At 40.5% G+C, this 15715-nt stretch carries 13 protein-coding genes; 7 read left to right on the top strand and 6 right to left on the bottom strand.

Annotation, left to right across the window (positions count from 1 at the left end; all coding sequences use genetic code 11):
• The first annotated feature begins 5 nt into the window (after nucleotides 1–5).
• Complete coding sequence (locus ACOB82_RS11825) at nucleotides 6–1274, top strand: MFS transporter (protein WP_448213201.1); 1269 nt, start codon at nucleotides 6–8, stop codon at nucleotides 1272–1274.
• A gap of 147 nt (nucleotides 1275–1421) precedes the next feature.
• Nucleotides 1422–2210: a substrate-binding periplasmic protein gene (locus ACOB82_RS11820; RefSeq protein WP_448213200.1), complete on the top strand. Its 789-nt coding sequence runs from the start codon at nucleotides 1422–1424 to the stop codon at nucleotides 2208–2210.
• A 4-nt stretch (nucleotides 2211–2214) separates the two neighbouring features.
• Here the strand turns inward: ACOB82_RS11820 and ACOB82_RS11815 are convergent, their stop codons facing one another.
• Both ACOB82_RS11815 and ACOB82_RS11810 read right to left on the bottom strand, forming a co-directional pair.
• Nucleotides 2215–2376, bottom strand: a complete 162-nt coding sequence (locus tag ACOB82_RS11815; RefSeq protein WP_448213199.1) for a YqaE/Pmp3 family membrane protein — start codon at nucleotides 2374–2376, stop codon at nucleotides 2215–2217.
• Between the two features lie 156 nt (nucleotides 2377–2532).
• Complete coding sequence (locus ACOB82_RS11810) at nucleotides 2533–2748, bottom strand: TIGR02450 family Trp-rich protein (protein ID WP_448213198.1); 216 nt, start codon at nucleotides 2746–2748, stop codon at nucleotides 2533–2535.
• A 201-nt stretch (nucleotides 2749–2949) separates the two neighbouring features.
• Between ACOB82_RS11810 and ACOB82_RS11805 the strand changes: the two genes are divergently transcribed.
• On the top strand, nucleotides 2950–3483 hold the full coding sequence (locus ACOB82_RS11805; RefSeq protein WP_448213197.1) for a fasciclin domain-containing protein: 534 nt from the start codon (nucleotides 2950–2952) through the stop codon (nucleotides 3481–3483).
• Between the two features lie 139 nt (nucleotides 3484–3622).
• Here ACOB82_RS11805 and ACOB82_RS11800 read toward each other — a convergent pair whose 3' ends face one another.
• Nucleotides 3623–3829: a zinc ribbon domain-containing protein gene (locus ACOB82_RS11800; protein WP_448213196.1), complete on the bottom strand. Its 207-nt coding sequence runs from the start codon at nucleotides 3827–3829 to the stop codon at nucleotides 3623–3625.
• A 378-nt stretch (nucleotides 3830–4207) separates the two neighbouring features.
• On the opposite strand from ACOB82_RS11800, the gene ACOB82_RS11795 reads away from it, so the two are divergent.
• The 3 genes from ACOB82_RS11795 to ACOB82_RS11785 are packed head-to-tail and all read left to right on the top strand — an operon-like array spanning nucleotide 4208 to nucleotide 8569.
• Complete coding sequence (locus ACOB82_RS11795) at nucleotides 4208–6037, top strand: assimilatory sulfite reductase (NADPH) flavoprotein subunit (protein WP_448213195.1); 1830 nt, start codon at nucleotides 4208–4210, stop codon at nucleotides 6035–6037.
• Entirely contained in the window at nucleotides 6037–7815 is a 1779-nt protein-coding gene (gene cysI, locus ACOB82_RS11790) for an assimilatory sulfite reductase (NADPH) hemoprotein subunit (protein ID WP_448213194.1), read from the top strand. The genes ACOB82_RS11795 and cysI overlap by 1 nt, the downstream gene beginning before the upstream one ends.
• Nucleotides 7808–8569 (top strand): phosphoadenylyl-sulfate reductase, encoded by a 762-nt coding sequence (locus ACOB82_RS11785; protein WP_448213193.1) that lies wholly within the window; start codon nucleotides 7808–7810, stop codon nucleotides 8567–8569. The genes cysI and ACOB82_RS11785 overlap by 8 nt, the downstream gene beginning before the upstream one ends.
• A 69-nt stretch (nucleotides 8570–8638) precedes the next feature.
• Here ACOB82_RS11785 and ACOB82_RS11780 read toward each other — a convergent pair whose 3' ends face one another.
• Nucleotides 8639–9535: a TIGR03899 family protein gene (locus ACOB82_RS11780; RefSeq protein WP_448213192.1), complete on the bottom strand. Its 897-nt coding sequence runs from the start codon at nucleotides 9533–9535 to the stop codon at nucleotides 8639–8641.
• Between the two features lie 266 nt (nucleotides 9536–9801).
• Between ACOB82_RS11780 and ACOB82_RS11775 the strand changes: the two genes are divergently transcribed.
• A complete protein-coding gene (locus ACOB82_RS11775; RefSeq protein WP_448213191.1) occupies nucleotides 9802–12054 on the top strand; it encodes a bifunctional diguanylate cyclase/phosphodiesterase in 2253 nt (750 codons plus the stop codon).
• A gap of 112 nt (nucleotides 12055–12166) precedes the next feature.
• Here ACOB82_RS11775 and ACOB82_RS11770 read toward each other — a convergent pair whose 3' ends face one another.
• Nucleotides 12167–14344: an ATP-binding protein gene (locus tag ACOB82_RS11770; protein WP_448213190.1), complete on the bottom strand. Its 2178-nt coding sequence runs from the start codon at nucleotides 14342–14344 to the stop codon at nucleotides 12167–12169.
• Nucleotides 14334–15500, bottom strand: a complete 1167-nt coding sequence (locus ACOB82_RS11765; RefSeq protein ID WP_448213189.1) for a sugar ABC transporter substrate-binding protein — start codon at nucleotides 15498–15500, stop codon at nucleotides 14334–14336. Before ACOB82_RS11765 ends, ACOB82_RS11770 begins: the two co-directional genes overlap by 11 nt.
• Nucleotides 15501–15715: the final 215 nt, after the last annotated feature.

Raw genomic sequence — 15715 nt, 5'->3', positions numbered from 1 at the left:
ATCTCATGCGACCATTTTTCTCCCTTTATCTAACAAACTTATTTTTGGTTGGCGGTACTGGTTTACTGACCACCTATTTAGCCCTGTATTTAACTCAGCATGAAGTTTCAACTTTTTGGATTGGTTTAATCACTTCTACCTATTATTTTGGCTTATTATCTGGTGCCAAAATTGGTTATTACTTTATTAAAAGCGTTGGTCATATTCGTACCTTTGCCGCGAGTACCGCAACCGTGCTTGCTTGTGTTGCGACTCATGGCGTAAGTGACAATATCTATTTATGGCTGGTGCTGCGCTTGTTAGTGGGTATTGGCATGATGTGTAATTACATGGTGCTGGAAAGTTGGCTGAATGAGCAAACCGCGCCTGAAAGCCGTGGCCGCGTGTTTTCGTTTTATATGATCACATCCTATTTAGGTATGGTGGTTGGGCAGTTTGCTTTGTCGCAATTTCCAGAGCTTGGCTTGGCGCCGCTGCTATTTGTTTGTATTGCGCTATCAATTGGCATTATTCCTATTTCAATCACCCGTAGAATTCACCCTAAACCACTAAAGCCGATAACGGTCAGTGTTATTCATTATTTTAAGCAAGTACCGCAATCACTAACAGCGGTAATGTTTGCTGGCGTTATAAATGGTAGCTTTTATGGTTTAGCGCCGGTTTATGCCAAATTAGCGGGTTTTGATAGTCATGGCATAGCAATGTTTATGTCGATTACCGTTTTCGCCGGCTTACTTGCTCAATATCCAATGGGCATACTGTCAGATAAAGTTAGGCGCAGTATTTTATTGCGTAGTAATGCAGTTGCGATTGGTCTTATAGCGTTAGCCTTATGCTTTAGCTCTGGAATGCAGCAACTTACCTTAGGGTTAACATTCGCCTTTGGTATGTTTGCTTTTACCCTGTATCCGCTGTCATCAGCCTTGGCTAATTCTCGGGTCAGTGATGAAGACCGAGTTGGCGTGTCATCGGCGTTATTAGTCGCTTTTGGTGCAGGCGCAGGTATTGGCTCAACTGTGATTGCCCAGATCATGGCAAAAACTAATTTCCAAGCGTTATATGCCTCAATTTCAGTGTTAACAGTAGTGATGTTTTCACTGCTTACGGCGATTAATGCTAAACAAAAGCGTGAGAAACCAGAGCAGAGCGATTATGTGGTTAGCCCGTCAGATATAACGACTTCACCACTGGCGGCAACTATGGATCCACGTATTGAAGAAGGTACGGCGGAAGAACAAATGCTGGAAGCTGATGATAATAAAAATAATATCTAACAACTATTTTTATTATCAGGTTTAAGACGATGTTATTAAATTTACATGTTACATTTGACCTTAAAACTAATTAGCTCAAATCAATCTATACTTTGAGATAACACTAAATAACTCTCTATTCGTGCTAAATCTATTCGTGGTAAATTTATGCAGTGTGTTTGTTTGTGCTCGATATTGAAACGACTAAAGTTCACTAGTTATTTGCTAGTGCTGGCTTTAGTTAGCTTTTATTCGGCCGCCAATCAAACGGTAACCTTTTGCAGTGAAGCCAAGCAGTATCCGCCATACATTTCTGTAGACCAATATGGTAATCCTTCTGGGCTATTAGTTGATATCGTTAAAAAAAGTGCAAAGGAAGTTGGCTTAACCGCAAATTTTATTACTGATGCATGGTTACGTTGTCAAAAGCTGGTTACGGAAAATAAAGCGCAAGCACTGTTTGCCATGATCAAAACATCACAAAGGGCGCAAACCTTTCAATTTCCAGCGGATAGTAAGCATTATATCGCCGTCGCTGAATATCCCATTTTTTATACGGAAAACAGCGTTATTCACCAGCATCTTGATAGATTGTTTAGCTCGGGAAAGTTTAGCCCAACCGCTTTCTTAGCAATTAAAAACTATGGTTTGCAGGCACCCTTGGGCTATGTTGCTCAAGAGTATATAACGCGCCATGGCTTAAATTCATCGGTTGACTATACGGTTGATGAAGGCTTAAAAATGGCGGCGCTTGGTCGTTTAGATGGCTACATAGTTGAGCGTAATATCGGCCTTGCTCGCGCAGAATTGTTGGCGCTTAAATCAAAATTGAAAACATCTAATCAAGCAGTGATCAAACAAGACTGGTTTGTGCCGTTTAATAAACAGTATTATCAGCAGCACAAATCAATTATTGATAAGTTCTGGCTACAGGTTGCTAAAAATCGTATTGAATAACAGCTTAGTCTTTTGTAATTAACCAAATAGCGTGCAGAATCCCCGGCACATAAAAGAACAAGCATAAAACGATATTGATCAATAAATCTTTACCTACGCCACTTTTTAGAAATACCGCTAGCGGTGGTATTAATATCGCTAAAATAATGTGCACAAGTTTATTCATAGTGTTCTCCAGTGATTATCCGAGCAGTACCTAATAATTTAGAACTATTATTCTTTTATTAATAGCACACTTATAAGCGATAGCTAGGTAGTGGCAAATGCTCCCGAGAAATTGTTGTTAAAAGCAATTAAATAACCTTTAGCCGATATTTAATATTCATCGCCACCCTTGGCGCCATTGCTCGCTGTTTTTTAGTTCACGCCAGTTAATGGCGTAGGTATTTTTCGACATTATCGCTTCGATAACGCACGAAATAACCACACCATCTTCGTCAAATTCGACTTTTGACACTAAAAAGTGTTTTTCTTTGTTCTGCGGCGTCACCGCCGTCCATTTGCTATTGGCTAATTTCGGAGGGTTTATCTTATTCATTAAATGGCAATTTTTAACGCGGTTAATAAAGCTATTTTGCTATTACGGCGATGAACCTAAGCAAGTTCACTGACTAAGCGAGAACCATGCGAAAAGTGATCTAAATTTTGCCGTATTCGTAAGAATAGCTATGGCTAAAAACAGGGACGTTTGACGTTTAGCTTGTTTTAATTTTAACGATAAAATTTAACGAGGCTAACTATGAATTTACCAAAACTACTTTCTACGGTAATTATTGCACTGGGCGTAACCTTTGCTGCGTCATCTCAAGCATTGGCTAAACAAACTGCGAATAATTCGTTATTACAGGTAACGCTTAATGCCAACGCCGAAGGCATTTACGCGGGTTACTTCGATACCCTGATTGCAGGCGTACTTGCTGCTGACCCTGCGGTAATCGAAGTCTTGGCAAGTAAAGGTCAACACACAGTATTTGCGCCAACTGACGATGCCTTTGGCCGTTTGGGGTTGGACGAAAACAATATTGGCGATCTAGATACTGACACCTTAACCACCATCTTAATTTATCACGTAGTTCACGGCCGCCTGTACGCTGAAGATGTGCTGGCGTCTGATAAATTGAATACGCTGATCCGCGGTAAAACTGGCTTTGTCATGCAAGAAGGCGGCATGTTAACTGACAATGCCGGCAATATGTCGCCCATTATAGTTACGGATATTGAAGCATCAAACGGCATTATTCATGTGATTGACGGCGTATTAATGCCGGAATAACCTTACTTGCTGCTAGCATTGCTACAAATAACTTCAAGCTAAGATAAATAATGGTCGAAGCCGTGCTGATGATAGCACGGCTTTTTTATGGGCTGCTCGAAAGTTATGGACCATGTTAACGAAAGCGTATTGCAATTTGCTAATGAGTGAATAAGTCGAAAATATTGCCTAAAGTGCTGGTTTTTCCTCGGTAAAACTCGGTGTAGGTGCATTTGGTGCAAGTAACAGCGGTAAATTTACGATTTTGCATATCAAATATTTTTGACCAACCGCTGCCAGTGGTGGCAATGGTGTCGGTATCATAATCGCGGCAATCACATTTGGGGCATTTCCATTGGTTAGCCATAGTTATTCCTTCTTTTAATGCAAGTTATTGGTGATAGTCAGACTATAGGGGGGCTAAAGTAGTTATAGCGGAATAGTCCTTAATTATTAATACAAGGCTTAAGGGCGTTATCAAATTTAAGTATCTGAATTCACTTTTCCACCTTCTTAATGAAGCCAAACGAACATGTGGAAATCTAGTTAAAGACATGAGAATTTTCGCGAGAGATGAGAATATCAGAGAATATTCTCATTCCCGATTAGATTCACCACGGCGCTAATTTTCTGTTAAAAATCATCAACTATGCATTTTTGGAATAAAAAAGCGTTTTATATTCTTTTTCAATTTACTTAAGCTTGTTTATCCTTTGACCATTATTTGAAATGGGCAAGGTATCTCATGCTTATCAATCAGCAAACTATTAATCAAGGGCAAGGCGCTAGCGCACTCGATGCCACGCAACTTGCACAGTTGCAGCAAGTAACGCAAGGCTATTCGCCGTTGCAATTGGCGTGGGCCAGCGGCTATTTAGCGGCAAAAAGTGAAATTTCTCCAGTAGCGGGAGCGGTTGCTGCGGCTACCCAAGCAGGTGCTAGCCCAGTATTAACCATTTTATTTGCCTCGCAAACGGGTAATGCTAAAGGCGTTGCTAAGCAAGTAGCTGAATCTGCTAAGGCAGCTGGTATTAGCGTTAACTTGAAAAACGTGGCTGATTACAAGCCCAAAGCGTTGAAGTCAGAAAGCCATTTATTGATTGTTGCCAGCACTAATGGTGAAGGCGAGCCGCCAGATGATGCCATTGAATTCCATGAATTTTTAACCGGTAAAAAAGCACCTAAGCTTGATGGCTTAAAATATAGCGTGTTGGCGTTAGGTGATAGCAGTTATGAATTTTTCTGCCAAACCGGAAAAGACTTTGATTTACGCCTTGCTGAATTGGGTGCAACGCGCGTCGCTGATCGTGTTGATTGTGATGTTGACTATGATGATGAAGCGGCAAGCTGGAAAACGTCAATTGTTGAAACATTAAAAGACGAGTTAACCGCGAAAGCGGCGAACCTAGCCGCAGTTGTGCAAATGCCCGGCACAGCGGCGGCAGAGTCTGCATTTAATAAACAAAATCCATATGCTGCTGAGTTGTTAGTAAGCCAGAAAATTACTGGTCGCGACTCAGCAAAAGACGTGCGTCATATTGAAATTGATCTCGGTGAGTCAGGACTTACTTATCTGCCAGGTGATGCATTAGGTGTGTATTTTGATAATGACCAAGCATTAGTAGACGAGTTATTAGCCGCGTTGTCGTTAACTGGTGAAGAAGTAGTGACGCTGAAAAAAGCCAGTGAAACTTTCGACCTTACCATTAAGCAGGCACTGGTTGAGCAGCTTGAAATTACTCAAACACCACCGAGTTTTATCGAGTTTTGGGCTGCGCACACTGAAGACAAAACGCTATTAGCATTAATTGAAGATAAAAACGCTTTGCGTGAATTTGCCGCCAATCACCAAGTGGTTGATGTAATTAGCGCCGCACCAAAAGCGATTGACGCGCAATTACTTAGCGATAACTTACGTAAAATCACCCCGCGTTTATATTCTATCGCGTCAAGTCAGGCGGAAGTAGAAGAAGAAGTGCATTTAACCGTCGGCATTGTCAATTATCAGTATGACGGTAAAACCCGTGTTGGCGGTGCGTCTGGCTTTTTGGGTCAACGCTTAGCAGAAGGTGGCACGGTTAAAGTGTTTATTGAGCACAACGATAACTTCCGTTTACCGGAAAACCCTGAAACGCCTGTGATCATGATAGGCCCAGGTACCGGCGTTGCGCCGTTCCGCGCCTTTATGCAACAGCGTGAAGCGATTGATGCTGGCGGTGATAACTGGATGTTCTTTGGCGATCAAACCTTTACCCAAGACTTCTTGTATCAGGTGGAATGGCAGAATTATTTAAAGTCTGGCTTATTAACTAAGATGGATGTGGCGTTCTCGCGTGATCAACCTGAGAAAATTTATGTGCAAGATCGGTTAAAAGAAAACGCCGCCGAGGTCTATGCTTGGTTAGAGCGTGGTGCCCATTTATATGTTTGTGGTGACGCTAATCGCATGGCTAAAGATGTTCATCAAGCGTTGGTTGAAATTATCAGCGCGCAAGGCGGCAAAACCATTGAACAAGCAGAAGACTATTTGAAATCGTTACGTAGCGCTAAGCGTTATCAGAAGGATGTTTATTAATGACTGACGTTAAAATATTTGAACCATTACCCGCACAAGGACCGCTTAAAGGCGAAGGACCAATTGTGGTTGAAGGTAACTTGGCTGATAACGAACGTTTAAAACGCGAAAGTAACTTTTTACGTGGCACCATTACTCAAGATTTAGATGACCGAATTACCGGCGGCTTTAGTGCTGATAATTTCCAGTTAATTCGCTTTCATGGCATGTATCAGCAAGATGACCGCGATATTCGTGCAGAGCGTCAAAAGCAAAAACTTGAGCCAATGCACAATGTTATGCTGAGAGCGCGGATGCCGGGCGGTATTATTAAGCCTGAGCAATGGTTGGCGATTGATAAGTTTGCTACGGAACATACCGAATACGGCAGTATTCGCTTAACCACTCGTCAAACCTTTCAATTTCACGGCGTGCTTAAGCCACACATTAAATTAATGCATCAAACACTGAACAGCATTGGCATTGATTCAATTGCCACTGCCGGTGATGTTAACCGTAACGTGCTATGTACCTCTAACCCTGTGGAGTCAGAGCTTCATCAGGAAGCGTATGAGTGGGCGAAAAAAATCAGTGAACATTTATTACCGAAAACCAAGGCTTATGCCGAAATTTGGTTAGATGGTGAAAAAGTAGAAAGTACTGATACAAGCCAAGAAGAACCTATTTTAGGAAGTAATTACTTACCACGTAAGTTCAAAACAACCGTGGTTATTCCGCCGCAAAATGATGTTGATGTTCATGCCAACGATTTAAACTTCGTTGCCATTGCTGATAACGGTAAGTTAGTGGGCTTTAACGTGTTAGTAGGTGGTGGCTTAGCCATGACCCATGGCGACACTTCAACTTATCCGCGTCGTGCTGACGATTTTGGCTTTGTCGCGCTTGATAAAGTTTTAGATGTTGCAGCTGCGGTCGTGACTACTCAACGCGATTGGGGTAACCGTGTTAACCGTAAAAACGCTAAAACCAAATACACACTTGATCGCGTGGGTGTTGATGTATTTAAAGCCGAAGTAGAAAAACGTGCTGGCATCGCGTTTGAAGCAAGTCGCCCATATGAATTTACTGAACGTGGCGATCGTTTTGGCTGGGTTGAAGGTATTGATGGTAAACATCATTTAACCCTGTTTATTGAAAATGGTCGCTTGTTAGATTACCCAAATAAACCGCTTAAAACTGGCGTTCGCGAAATTGCTAAAGTCCATACCGGTGATTTTCGCATGACCGCGAATCAAAATTTAATTATTGCCGGTGTTGATGCCGCTAATAAAGCGCAAATTGAACAATTAGCGCGTGACCACGGTTTGTTAAAAGATGAAACCAGTGCACAGCGCCAAAACTCGATGGCCTGTGTGGCGTTTCCAACTTGCCCACTGGCAATGGCAGAAGCGGAACGATACTTACCTAGTTTAGTTGATGATGTTGAGCAAATTTTAGCGAAGCACTATGTTGGCAATGACCATATTATTTTACGGGTAACCGGCTGCCCGAACGGTTGTGGTCGTGCAATGCTGGCGGAAGTAGGCTTAGTAGGTAAAGGACCAGGTAAATACAATATGTACTTAGGTGGCAATATTGGTGGTACTCGAATTCCTAAGCTATACAAAGACAACATTGATGAACAAACCATTTTAGCGGAATTAGACAGCTTAGTGGCGCGTTGGGCAACCGAGCGTTTAACCGATGAAAACGGCAAACCAGAAGCTTTTGGTGATTTTGTTATTCGCCAAGGCATTGTCGAAGAAGTGATTATCAGCGTGAGAGACTTCCATGACTAATTCACAACCTGCAGACCTTACCTCATCGATTGTTAATAAGTTTCCGGCATCGTTGCCTGAGCCTTGGTTAAAACAATGGAATGAAGCCCTTGAACAGCAATCCGCGATTGCGCGGGTTGAATGGGCAATGGAAAATTTACCGAGACAATTTGTTTTATCATCGAGCTTTGGTATTCAGTCAGCCGTGATGCTGCATATGATGACGCAAATCAACCCGAATATTCCGGTGCTGCTTACCGATACCGGCTATTTATTTCCAGAAACTTATCAGTTTATTGACCAATTAACTGACAGGTTAAAGCTGAATTTAAAAGTCTATAGCGCTAAGCAAAGTGCGGCGTGGCAGTTGGCAAAATATGGTGAGCAATGGGCGCAAGATGAAGCGGCGCTAAAACGTTATAACCAAATGAATAAAGTTGAGCCGCTAGAGCGTGGCTTAACTGAGCTTAATGCTGGTACTTGGTTTTCGGGCATTCGTCGTCAGCAATCTGATCATCGCGCGGGTTTATCGGTGGTAAGTATTTTACGTGGTCGCTTTAAAGTGCATCCGATTATTGATTGGAGCAATCGCGATGTGCATCAATATTTAACCGAGCATAATTTGCCGTATCACCCATTGTGGGACCAAGGTTATGTGTCAGTAGGCGATACACATAGCACTCAACCATTAACCTTAGGGATGTCTGAACAAGATACTCGCTTTAATGGTCAGCAACGTGAATGTGGTTTACATACCGATGGTGATGGTATCTAACCATCACTTAAGAAAAGTAAGTGACTGTGCATAACTTAATAAGCACAACTTAATGAACGTAACTGAACGTTAGCAGGAAAAATGATGGGACAGTTGTGCCTTCATATGATTGAGAAACTTTTCATCTGGCTTATCAGCAATAAGTTGCGCCAACTCAGCGCCTACTGGAGTAAATTTATAAAACTTTAGAATAGATTGGTGCTTTTTCGCGGTCAGCACTAATGGCGTACCATTATACTTTAAGGCAATTTCGTCACCTTGTGCCATTGGGTAAAGTTCAGTTTCTTGGCTAAATAATAAATGGTGATCAGCCAGCGTTAACACTTCACCATAGCTAAATCCAAAATGACTTAAGCCAATGTGCGCTTCCCTGTGTTTATTTAACATATTGAATAAACCAGGTTTTTGATAGCAGCCAGACAGAATACGAATATTCTTTTTGCCGTTATCTTTTACTGCCAACGCACAGGCTTTGCCAAATAATTTAGCATCATGCAGGCTCAAGTTTTTAAATGCTTGTAATGCTTTTAATGAAAAAGAACCTGGTTGGCTGACTTCGCCAGCTAGTATTTTCGCCCATAGCTCTTGCATTGTGCTGTTGCTAATGCGTTCAGCTAAGTCAATAAAACTATCAAACCAATCCGGGTCGGCTCTATCGGCTACTTGATCACTGGCACAATAATGCAGTGACTTTTCAATAATCTTTTCTATATTTTGTTGGCGACGAATATGGTTAAAGCGATCACGACGTTCACTGCGTTCATCAATAGGTGCTTGTTTATCGGCTGGACGCAATCCGCCATCTAATCCAAAGTGTTTGGCAAGGTTAAGTAACTGGCTCTGTGATGAGGCATGCTTACTATTTTGATTCGATGACTGTTGTGATTCAGTTGGAGAGTCAACCGTAACGGGCGCTTTATCATCAACGACTATCGGTGGCGTAGTGGTAGTTTTAGTTATTTTCATCAGCAGACGTGACAGCGCAGTCAAAACAGTTAAATATATTTATTATTTTTAGCAAGTTTTAATTATAATTCAACTGGTTATTTTGATGGTTTTTATATGAATACTTCAATTCTTATCAGCAAATAAGCAACTAATTTGTTGATAGATAGAAGTTTATTAATTGTTTTGTTGAATAATCTGAAACTGACTTTTATTATGTACATGAGTGTAATAAAAATGTTTCAAGTTATTGTCGGCAATAATTGAATGGACAACGACCTAACTACTTGAAAATAAAGTGGTTAGATGAGGGCAGTATGCAGGCTTCAGAAAATACCAATGACGACTTCTTGTTTATTGATGACAGTGATGAAGATGAAATTTTAGACGAATCCAGTGGTGACACTTGGAAAGTCTTGATTGTTGATGACGACCCTGAAATCCATTCTGTAACACAGTTAGCGTTATCTGATTTGGTGGTTTTGGGTCGACGATTAGAATATCTTCATGCTTATTCTGGCGAAGAAGCAAATACCATTATCGAGCAAGATGATGAAATTGTACTTGTGTTGCTTGACGTGGTTATGGAAACCGACGACGCCGGTCTAAAAGTTGTTAAATATATTCGTGAAAACCTGAATAAAGACGATATTCGCATTGTACTTCGTACTGGTCAGCCCGGTTATGCACCAGAAGAAAGCGTAATTAAAGATTACGACATTAACGACTATAAAACGAAAACAGAACTTACTCGCCGAAAATTAGTGACTACTGTTTACGCCGCTATTCGCTCATATCAGCAAATCACAACTGTTACCCAAAGCCGACAAGGTCTAGAAAAAATTATTGATGGCTCGGCCAATTTACTTGAATTACATTCGGTACAGCGCTTTGGTCAAGGGGTATTAGATCAAGTTAAGGCATTATTACACGGATATTCGAGATCGGTATTTTGTGCCAGAGGTCACGGTATAATTGATGGCGCTGACGATTTAGGCTTGTATGTCTTGGCGCAAGATGGCTGGGAAAGTCAATTCGTTGATTTAAAACTTGAACATGCAAACTCACCAATTTTAGTTGAAAACGTTAACAGTTGTTTTCAACAAAAATCTCACATTATTACTCATGAGTATCTGACTTTATATTTAACCCGTGGTGGTTACCGCGCGGTGATATTTATTGAACTTAACGTGCCAATGTCTGACTTAGATAAACAGCTTGTTGAAGTGTTTTTATCTAATGTGTCAATAGGCTATGAGAATGTTCATTTATTTCAAAAATTACGTAATGCCGCCTACAAAGATTGGCTTACCGAATTACCTAACCGTCTACAATTTTTAAACTTACTTGATACTTTCTCTACTAGCGAAGATGCAAATCAAGTGGCGGCGTTAGTTGATATTAATCACTTTAGCGATATTAATGATGGTTTAGGGCAGGAAGTTGGTAACCAACTATTAGTGGCGGTAACTAAGCGCTTAACTGCCATTGACCCTTCGGTAATTGTTGCCCGAGTTGGTGCCGATGTCTTTGGCTTAATTGGCCCTGAAGATGTGCTATGTCCACAAAAACTGACCGAGCTGTTTCACGAGCCGTTTGTAGCAGGTGAGCAAACCTTACCAATAAATGTCTGTACTGGCTTTTGTAGTAAACAAGATGCTGGAAAGGGTGGGGTTAAAGTATTAAATCAAATTAATATTGCCTTGAACTTAGCGAAAAAGAATCGTGATAAGCATGTGCAGTATTATAAACAAGAAATGGAAGATCAAACGCTGTGGCGTTTGGGCATGATCCGCCAGTTACGAACTGACTTCGCGGAGCACCGTCTTGAACTATGGTATCAGCCTCAGCTTGAGTTAACCTCAGGCAAAGTTATTGGTGCTGAAGCATTGCTGCGCTGGCGTACCAGTGATGGTAAGTTTGTGTCACCGGCAGTATTTATTCCTTTAGCTGAATACTCAGGATTAATTATTGATATTGGTTACTGGGTAGTGCATCAGGCATGTAAGCATATCAAGTACTTAGAAGCCGAAGGCTTTGATGATGTGGGTATTTCTATCAATGTCTCTATTCCACAATTTAGACAAGATAACTTTGTTGATACTGTGATTAGTGCCACAGAGCAGCATCAAGTGAAAACCTCGAAACTTGAGCTGGAAATTACTGAAAATATCTTAATGGATGATCCACAGTTAGTGATTGATGCACTTGGCAAACTAAAGGCTAAAGGTATCAGTATTGCCTTAGACGACTTTGGTACAGGGTATTCATCGTTAAGTTATTTACAGAAATTACCGATTGATCGCCTAAAAGTAGATCGCTCATTTATCAATGATGTCACTGAAGAAGGTCAGTCGTTATTGGCAGATATGATCATTAACCTAGGTAAACAATTAAACCTTAAAGTAATTGCTGAAGGTATCGAAAACGCTGAGCAAGAAGCTCATTTATTGGCTCAGGGCTGTGATGAAGTGCAAGGCTTTTATTATGCTAAGCCAATGCCGGCAGAAGAGTTCCTCACGTTTTTAAAGCAAAAGTAACGCTGGTTTAGCGTAAGTTTTCAGTTAGATTAGTTTCACTTAAAAAACGCCTTTTAATTGGCGTTTTTTATTGCCAACTTTTTAAAGCAAGTTTTCACAAGCGAGTTCCTGGTTAATGAAAAATGTTGTTTAGTGCTGCAAACAGTTGATTGGCATCAATAGGTTTAGCAATATGATCATTTGCGCCTATAGCTATGTAGCCACTAACTTCTTCATCCATTACATTTGCCGTTTGCATAATGATCGGCATCATAAACCCTATTTCACGGAGTTGTTTGGTTGCTTCAACACCATCCATGTTTGGCATTTGCACGTCCATTAAAATAACATCTGGCTGATACTGTCTTACTGCTTCAATTGCCTGCTCTCCGTCTTCTGCTAAATAAATTGTCGCGCCTGTGTGTTGAAGAATATGGGTTAAAATTGTTTGGTTAATTTTATTATCTTCGGCAACGACAATGACTTTATCAGACAAATCAGGTGCACTTACGTCTTGGTTTGCATTTTCAGTGCTTGATTTGGCTTTTTCTAGCGGAATATCTACGACAAAATGACTGCCAACATTCACTTCACTGGTGACACGAATATCACCGCCCATTAATAACGCTAATTGTTTGGAAATGGCAAGCCCTAGACCGGTGCCACCAAAGTTACGAGTAGTAGAAACATCGGCTTGTTCAAAAGAGCGAAATAGCTTTGCCAATTTTTCGGGCTTAATGCCAATGCCTGAGTCGGTAACCTCGAAACGCAGCCAATCTTTATCGCCTTGAAGATAGTTTGTTATCGATAGCCTAACTTCACCTTTTTCAGTAAATTTAACCGCATTACTAAGGAGATTTACTAGGATTTGCGATAGTCGGGTTGGATCGCAATACCAATAATAGTGTGACAAATTAATAGATGAATTAAAGGTGATGGGTTTATCGGTTATTAGTACATTGGCTGTTGCGCGCATAGTATTAAGCAGCTCGTTAAAATCAACCACGATATGCTCAATGGTCATTTTACCTTCTTCTATTTTTGAAAAATCCAACACATCGTTTACTACAGTCAATAATAATTTAGATGATTGATTCGCGCTTTTAAGCCAAGCTTGCTGATTGGCCGATAACGGCTCAGACTCAATCATCTTCAATAAACCGGTTACACCATTAAGCGGGGTGCGTATTTCATGGCTCATATTAGCTAAAAATCGCGCTTTTAATCGTTCTGACTCTTCAGCTTTAGCTAATGCATGCTCAAGTGACGACAACTGGTTAGTAATAGTTGTCGCCATTTTGTTTAAGGTGCGTCTTAGTGTTTCAAACTCGGTAAAGTCCAATGCTTGCTCTGAGGTTTTATAGTTTCCTTTAGCAAGCTGGCTACTTTGCGTAACAAGCTTTTGCATTGGTGTCAGAATTCGTTGAGTAAATCGCTGGGTAAACAGCACCACTATACCTAGCAGTATTAAGATAAAAATCAGGGTTAAGCCAAAAGAGCTCGCGATTTTTTGGGTATATTGCTGTTTTAGGTGAGTAACACTGACGTTGATATCAACATTGTTATTGTCTGGCAAATATATTGGTTCGGTTACACTCACATTGGCCTGCGGCATAATATTTATGTCTTTAAAATACACCTGATTATTAATGTTTAATGTGGCATCAGAGTGCTGCTGTTGTCGGTTCAGTCCCAATAGGTAACTCGGATCTAACATTAAAAAAAGTGCTGCAGTTTTTGTGTATGGGGTAACTAGTGAGGATTGCTGCTTTTTAAGTGGTAGGACAATAAATAAATGTCCTTGCGCTTTATTACTGACTTGCGCGTATGTTTGCGGTAAATAAAACAAGGTCGGATTCAGCTGATTGGGATCAGAATTGATAATAGTTGACGCTAGCTGGCTAATTTCAATGTTGTTTATTTTGAGTGTAGCTAGTGGAAAACCTTCAATAATAAATTCAGAGCCATCAGAAATAAATGCTGCTTCTATGGCTGGTGATTCGAGTACTAGGGTTTTTAGGCGGTTAAAGGCATATTGAGAAAACAAAATATTGATTGGTACTTCACCTAATACGCGATTATTGGTGAGATCGGAATACTTATAAGTTTGGGCGGCAATTTCGGTTTTAATATCAAGTGCCAACGAACTGGCGTGACGCTCTACATCTTCATAAGCCAATTCAATCGCTTGTTGATAAGCGTTATAAGAAAAGTAAATGGCGCTCAATAAAACCGGTATCAATACAAATAAGGTAATTTTTACACGGAGCTCTTTAATAAAGCTTGGCTTTACGTTGTTATCACTGGGCATGAATGATTGACTTCTCGGCTATGTAATTCATATATTCGGTGGCAGTTTGCTCATCGAATACCCCTGCATGATACCGATTTACCCCTTTTAATAACGCTTCCCAGACTATCGCCATATTTCGATCATTAGGCAGTGGTTCTGCTTGATTGAGCTGGGCAAGTATGACCTTAATATTGCTATCTTCGGTGTTAGCAATATTACTCATAACGTCTTTGTGAGTAGGTAACGATTTCAAATGTTGCCATAGCTGTTGCTGAGTGGACTTTTGTTGGAAAAATTTTGCTAAGGCGATTAATTGCTTTGATTTAGCACCCGTTAAACTATTGTTAGGAAAGGCAAGAACATGGGATGAAAAATAAGGGCGCATAGGCTTTTGCTGGTAGCTAGGTAAAAGTGCAACACCTAAATTTTCGCCTAGGCTTTGGTTGAATTGATTAAGCACCCAGGTGCCATTGATGGTGTAAGCAAGCTTTCCTTGATTAAATAAGTCAACACTACAGTTGTAGTCGCAATTCTTATCCACGACACCTTGTGTTGCTAGCGAGTGATACCATGCCAGCGCCTTTTCCATGCCTTTGGTTGTAAAGTTTAAATGGCTGTCTTTATAAGGAAACTCACCAAATGCACCGACAAAAGGTATGAACCAGTACATTTCATAATAGCTCCAAGCAATTAAATGGCTGTCGTCTGGTAATGCATCTTTTTGCGTAATTAAACGTTGCCAATCTGTTGCCGCTTCGCCAATTAGGGCTTTATTGTAATACATCACTAAATGGTTGCCGCTGACTATTGGAATGGCAAAATAGTGCTCACCAATTTTTGCTGTCGACAATGAGCGCGCACTAATCTTGGGGGAAATAATTTCAGGGTCAACTTCACTGAATTTAATTTCGGTTAAACCGATAAAATCAGACGGAACAATTACCGCATCAGGCAACGAGTCGACATTTGCTCGCTGGATCAATTCAGCTTTTAAGTCATTGTTTTTAAATTGTTTAAGTTGAACAGTAATGCCTGTTTGCTGAGTAAATTCATCGAGTAAAAATTGAAAGTTATAGTTCTCTAAGCCAAAGGCTATGCTAATAGGTTGTTGTTTCGCTGCAAGTGGAGAGATAAAAGCAATGAATATCAGTGATAATACAAATCTGAACGTCATAAGTTGCAGCAGATTAACTAAAAGATTAATTATTTGTTAAATATAGCAATTGTTTTAGTGGAATTGAAATAACAAAATTTAACGCTGCTATGTAAAGGATATGTAAAAGCTATTTAATAGCAAAGTAACAGCACATTAATCACTTTAGTATGCTAGCGTTAAATTCTCGCCATTCATTGGCATTATGTGAGATATGAATAAAGCTGGCGTATTAT

The organism is Colwellia sp. MEBiC06753, assembly GCF_053470325.1.
Note: the sequence above shows the minus strand (reverse complement) of the source record. Positions and strands in the feature narration are given on the sequence as shown.

Bases quoted from the DNA above. Each gene is read 5' to 3' on its own strand.
- ACOB82_RS11825 (WP_448213201.1), top strand. From the start codon at position 6: ATGCGACCATTTTTCTCCCTTTATCTAACAAACTTATTTTTGGTTGGC.
- ACOB82_RS11820 (WP_448213200.1), top strand. From the start codon at position 1,422: ATGCAGTGTGTTTGTTTGTGCTCGATATTGAAACGACTAAAGTTCACT.
- ACOB82_RS11815 (WP_448213199.1), bottom strand. From the start codon at position 2,376: ATGAATAAACTTGTGCACATTATTTTAGCGATATTAATACCACCGCTA.
- ACOB82_RS11810 (WP_448213198.1), bottom strand. From the start codon at position 2,748: ATGAATAAGATAAACCCTCCGAAATTAGCCAATAGCAAATGGACGGCG.
- ACOB82_RS11805 (WP_448213197.1), top strand. From the start codon at position 2,950: ATGAATTTACCAAAACTACTTTCTACGGTAATTATTGCACTGGGCGTA.
- ACOB82_RS11800 (WP_448213196.1), bottom strand. From the start codon at position 3,829: ATGGCTAACCAATGGAAATGCCCCAAATGTGATTGCCGCGATTATGAT.
- ACOB82_RS11795 (WP_448213195.1), top strand. From the start codon at position 4,208: ATGCTTATCAATCAGCAAACTATTAATCAAGGGCAAGGCGCTAGCGCA.
- cysI (WP_448213194.1), top strand. From the start codon at position 6,037: ATGACTGACGTTAAAATATTTGAACCATTACCCGCACAAGGACCGCTT.
- ACOB82_RS11785 (WP_448213193.1), top strand. From the start codon at position 7,808: ATGACTAATTCACAACCTGCAGACCTTACCTCATCGATTGTTAATAAG.
- ACOB82_RS11780 (WP_448213192.1), bottom strand. From the start codon at position 9,535: ATGAAAATAACTAAAACTACCACTACGCCACCGATAGTCGTTGATGAT.
- ACOB82_RS11770 (WP_448213190.1), bottom strand. From the start codon at position 14,344: ATGCCCAGTGATAACAACGTAAAGCCAAGCTTTATTAAAGAGCTCCGT.
- ACOB82_RS11765 (WP_448213189.1), bottom strand. From the start codon at position 15,500: ATGACGTTCAGATTTGTATTATCACTGATATTCATTGCTTTTATCTCT.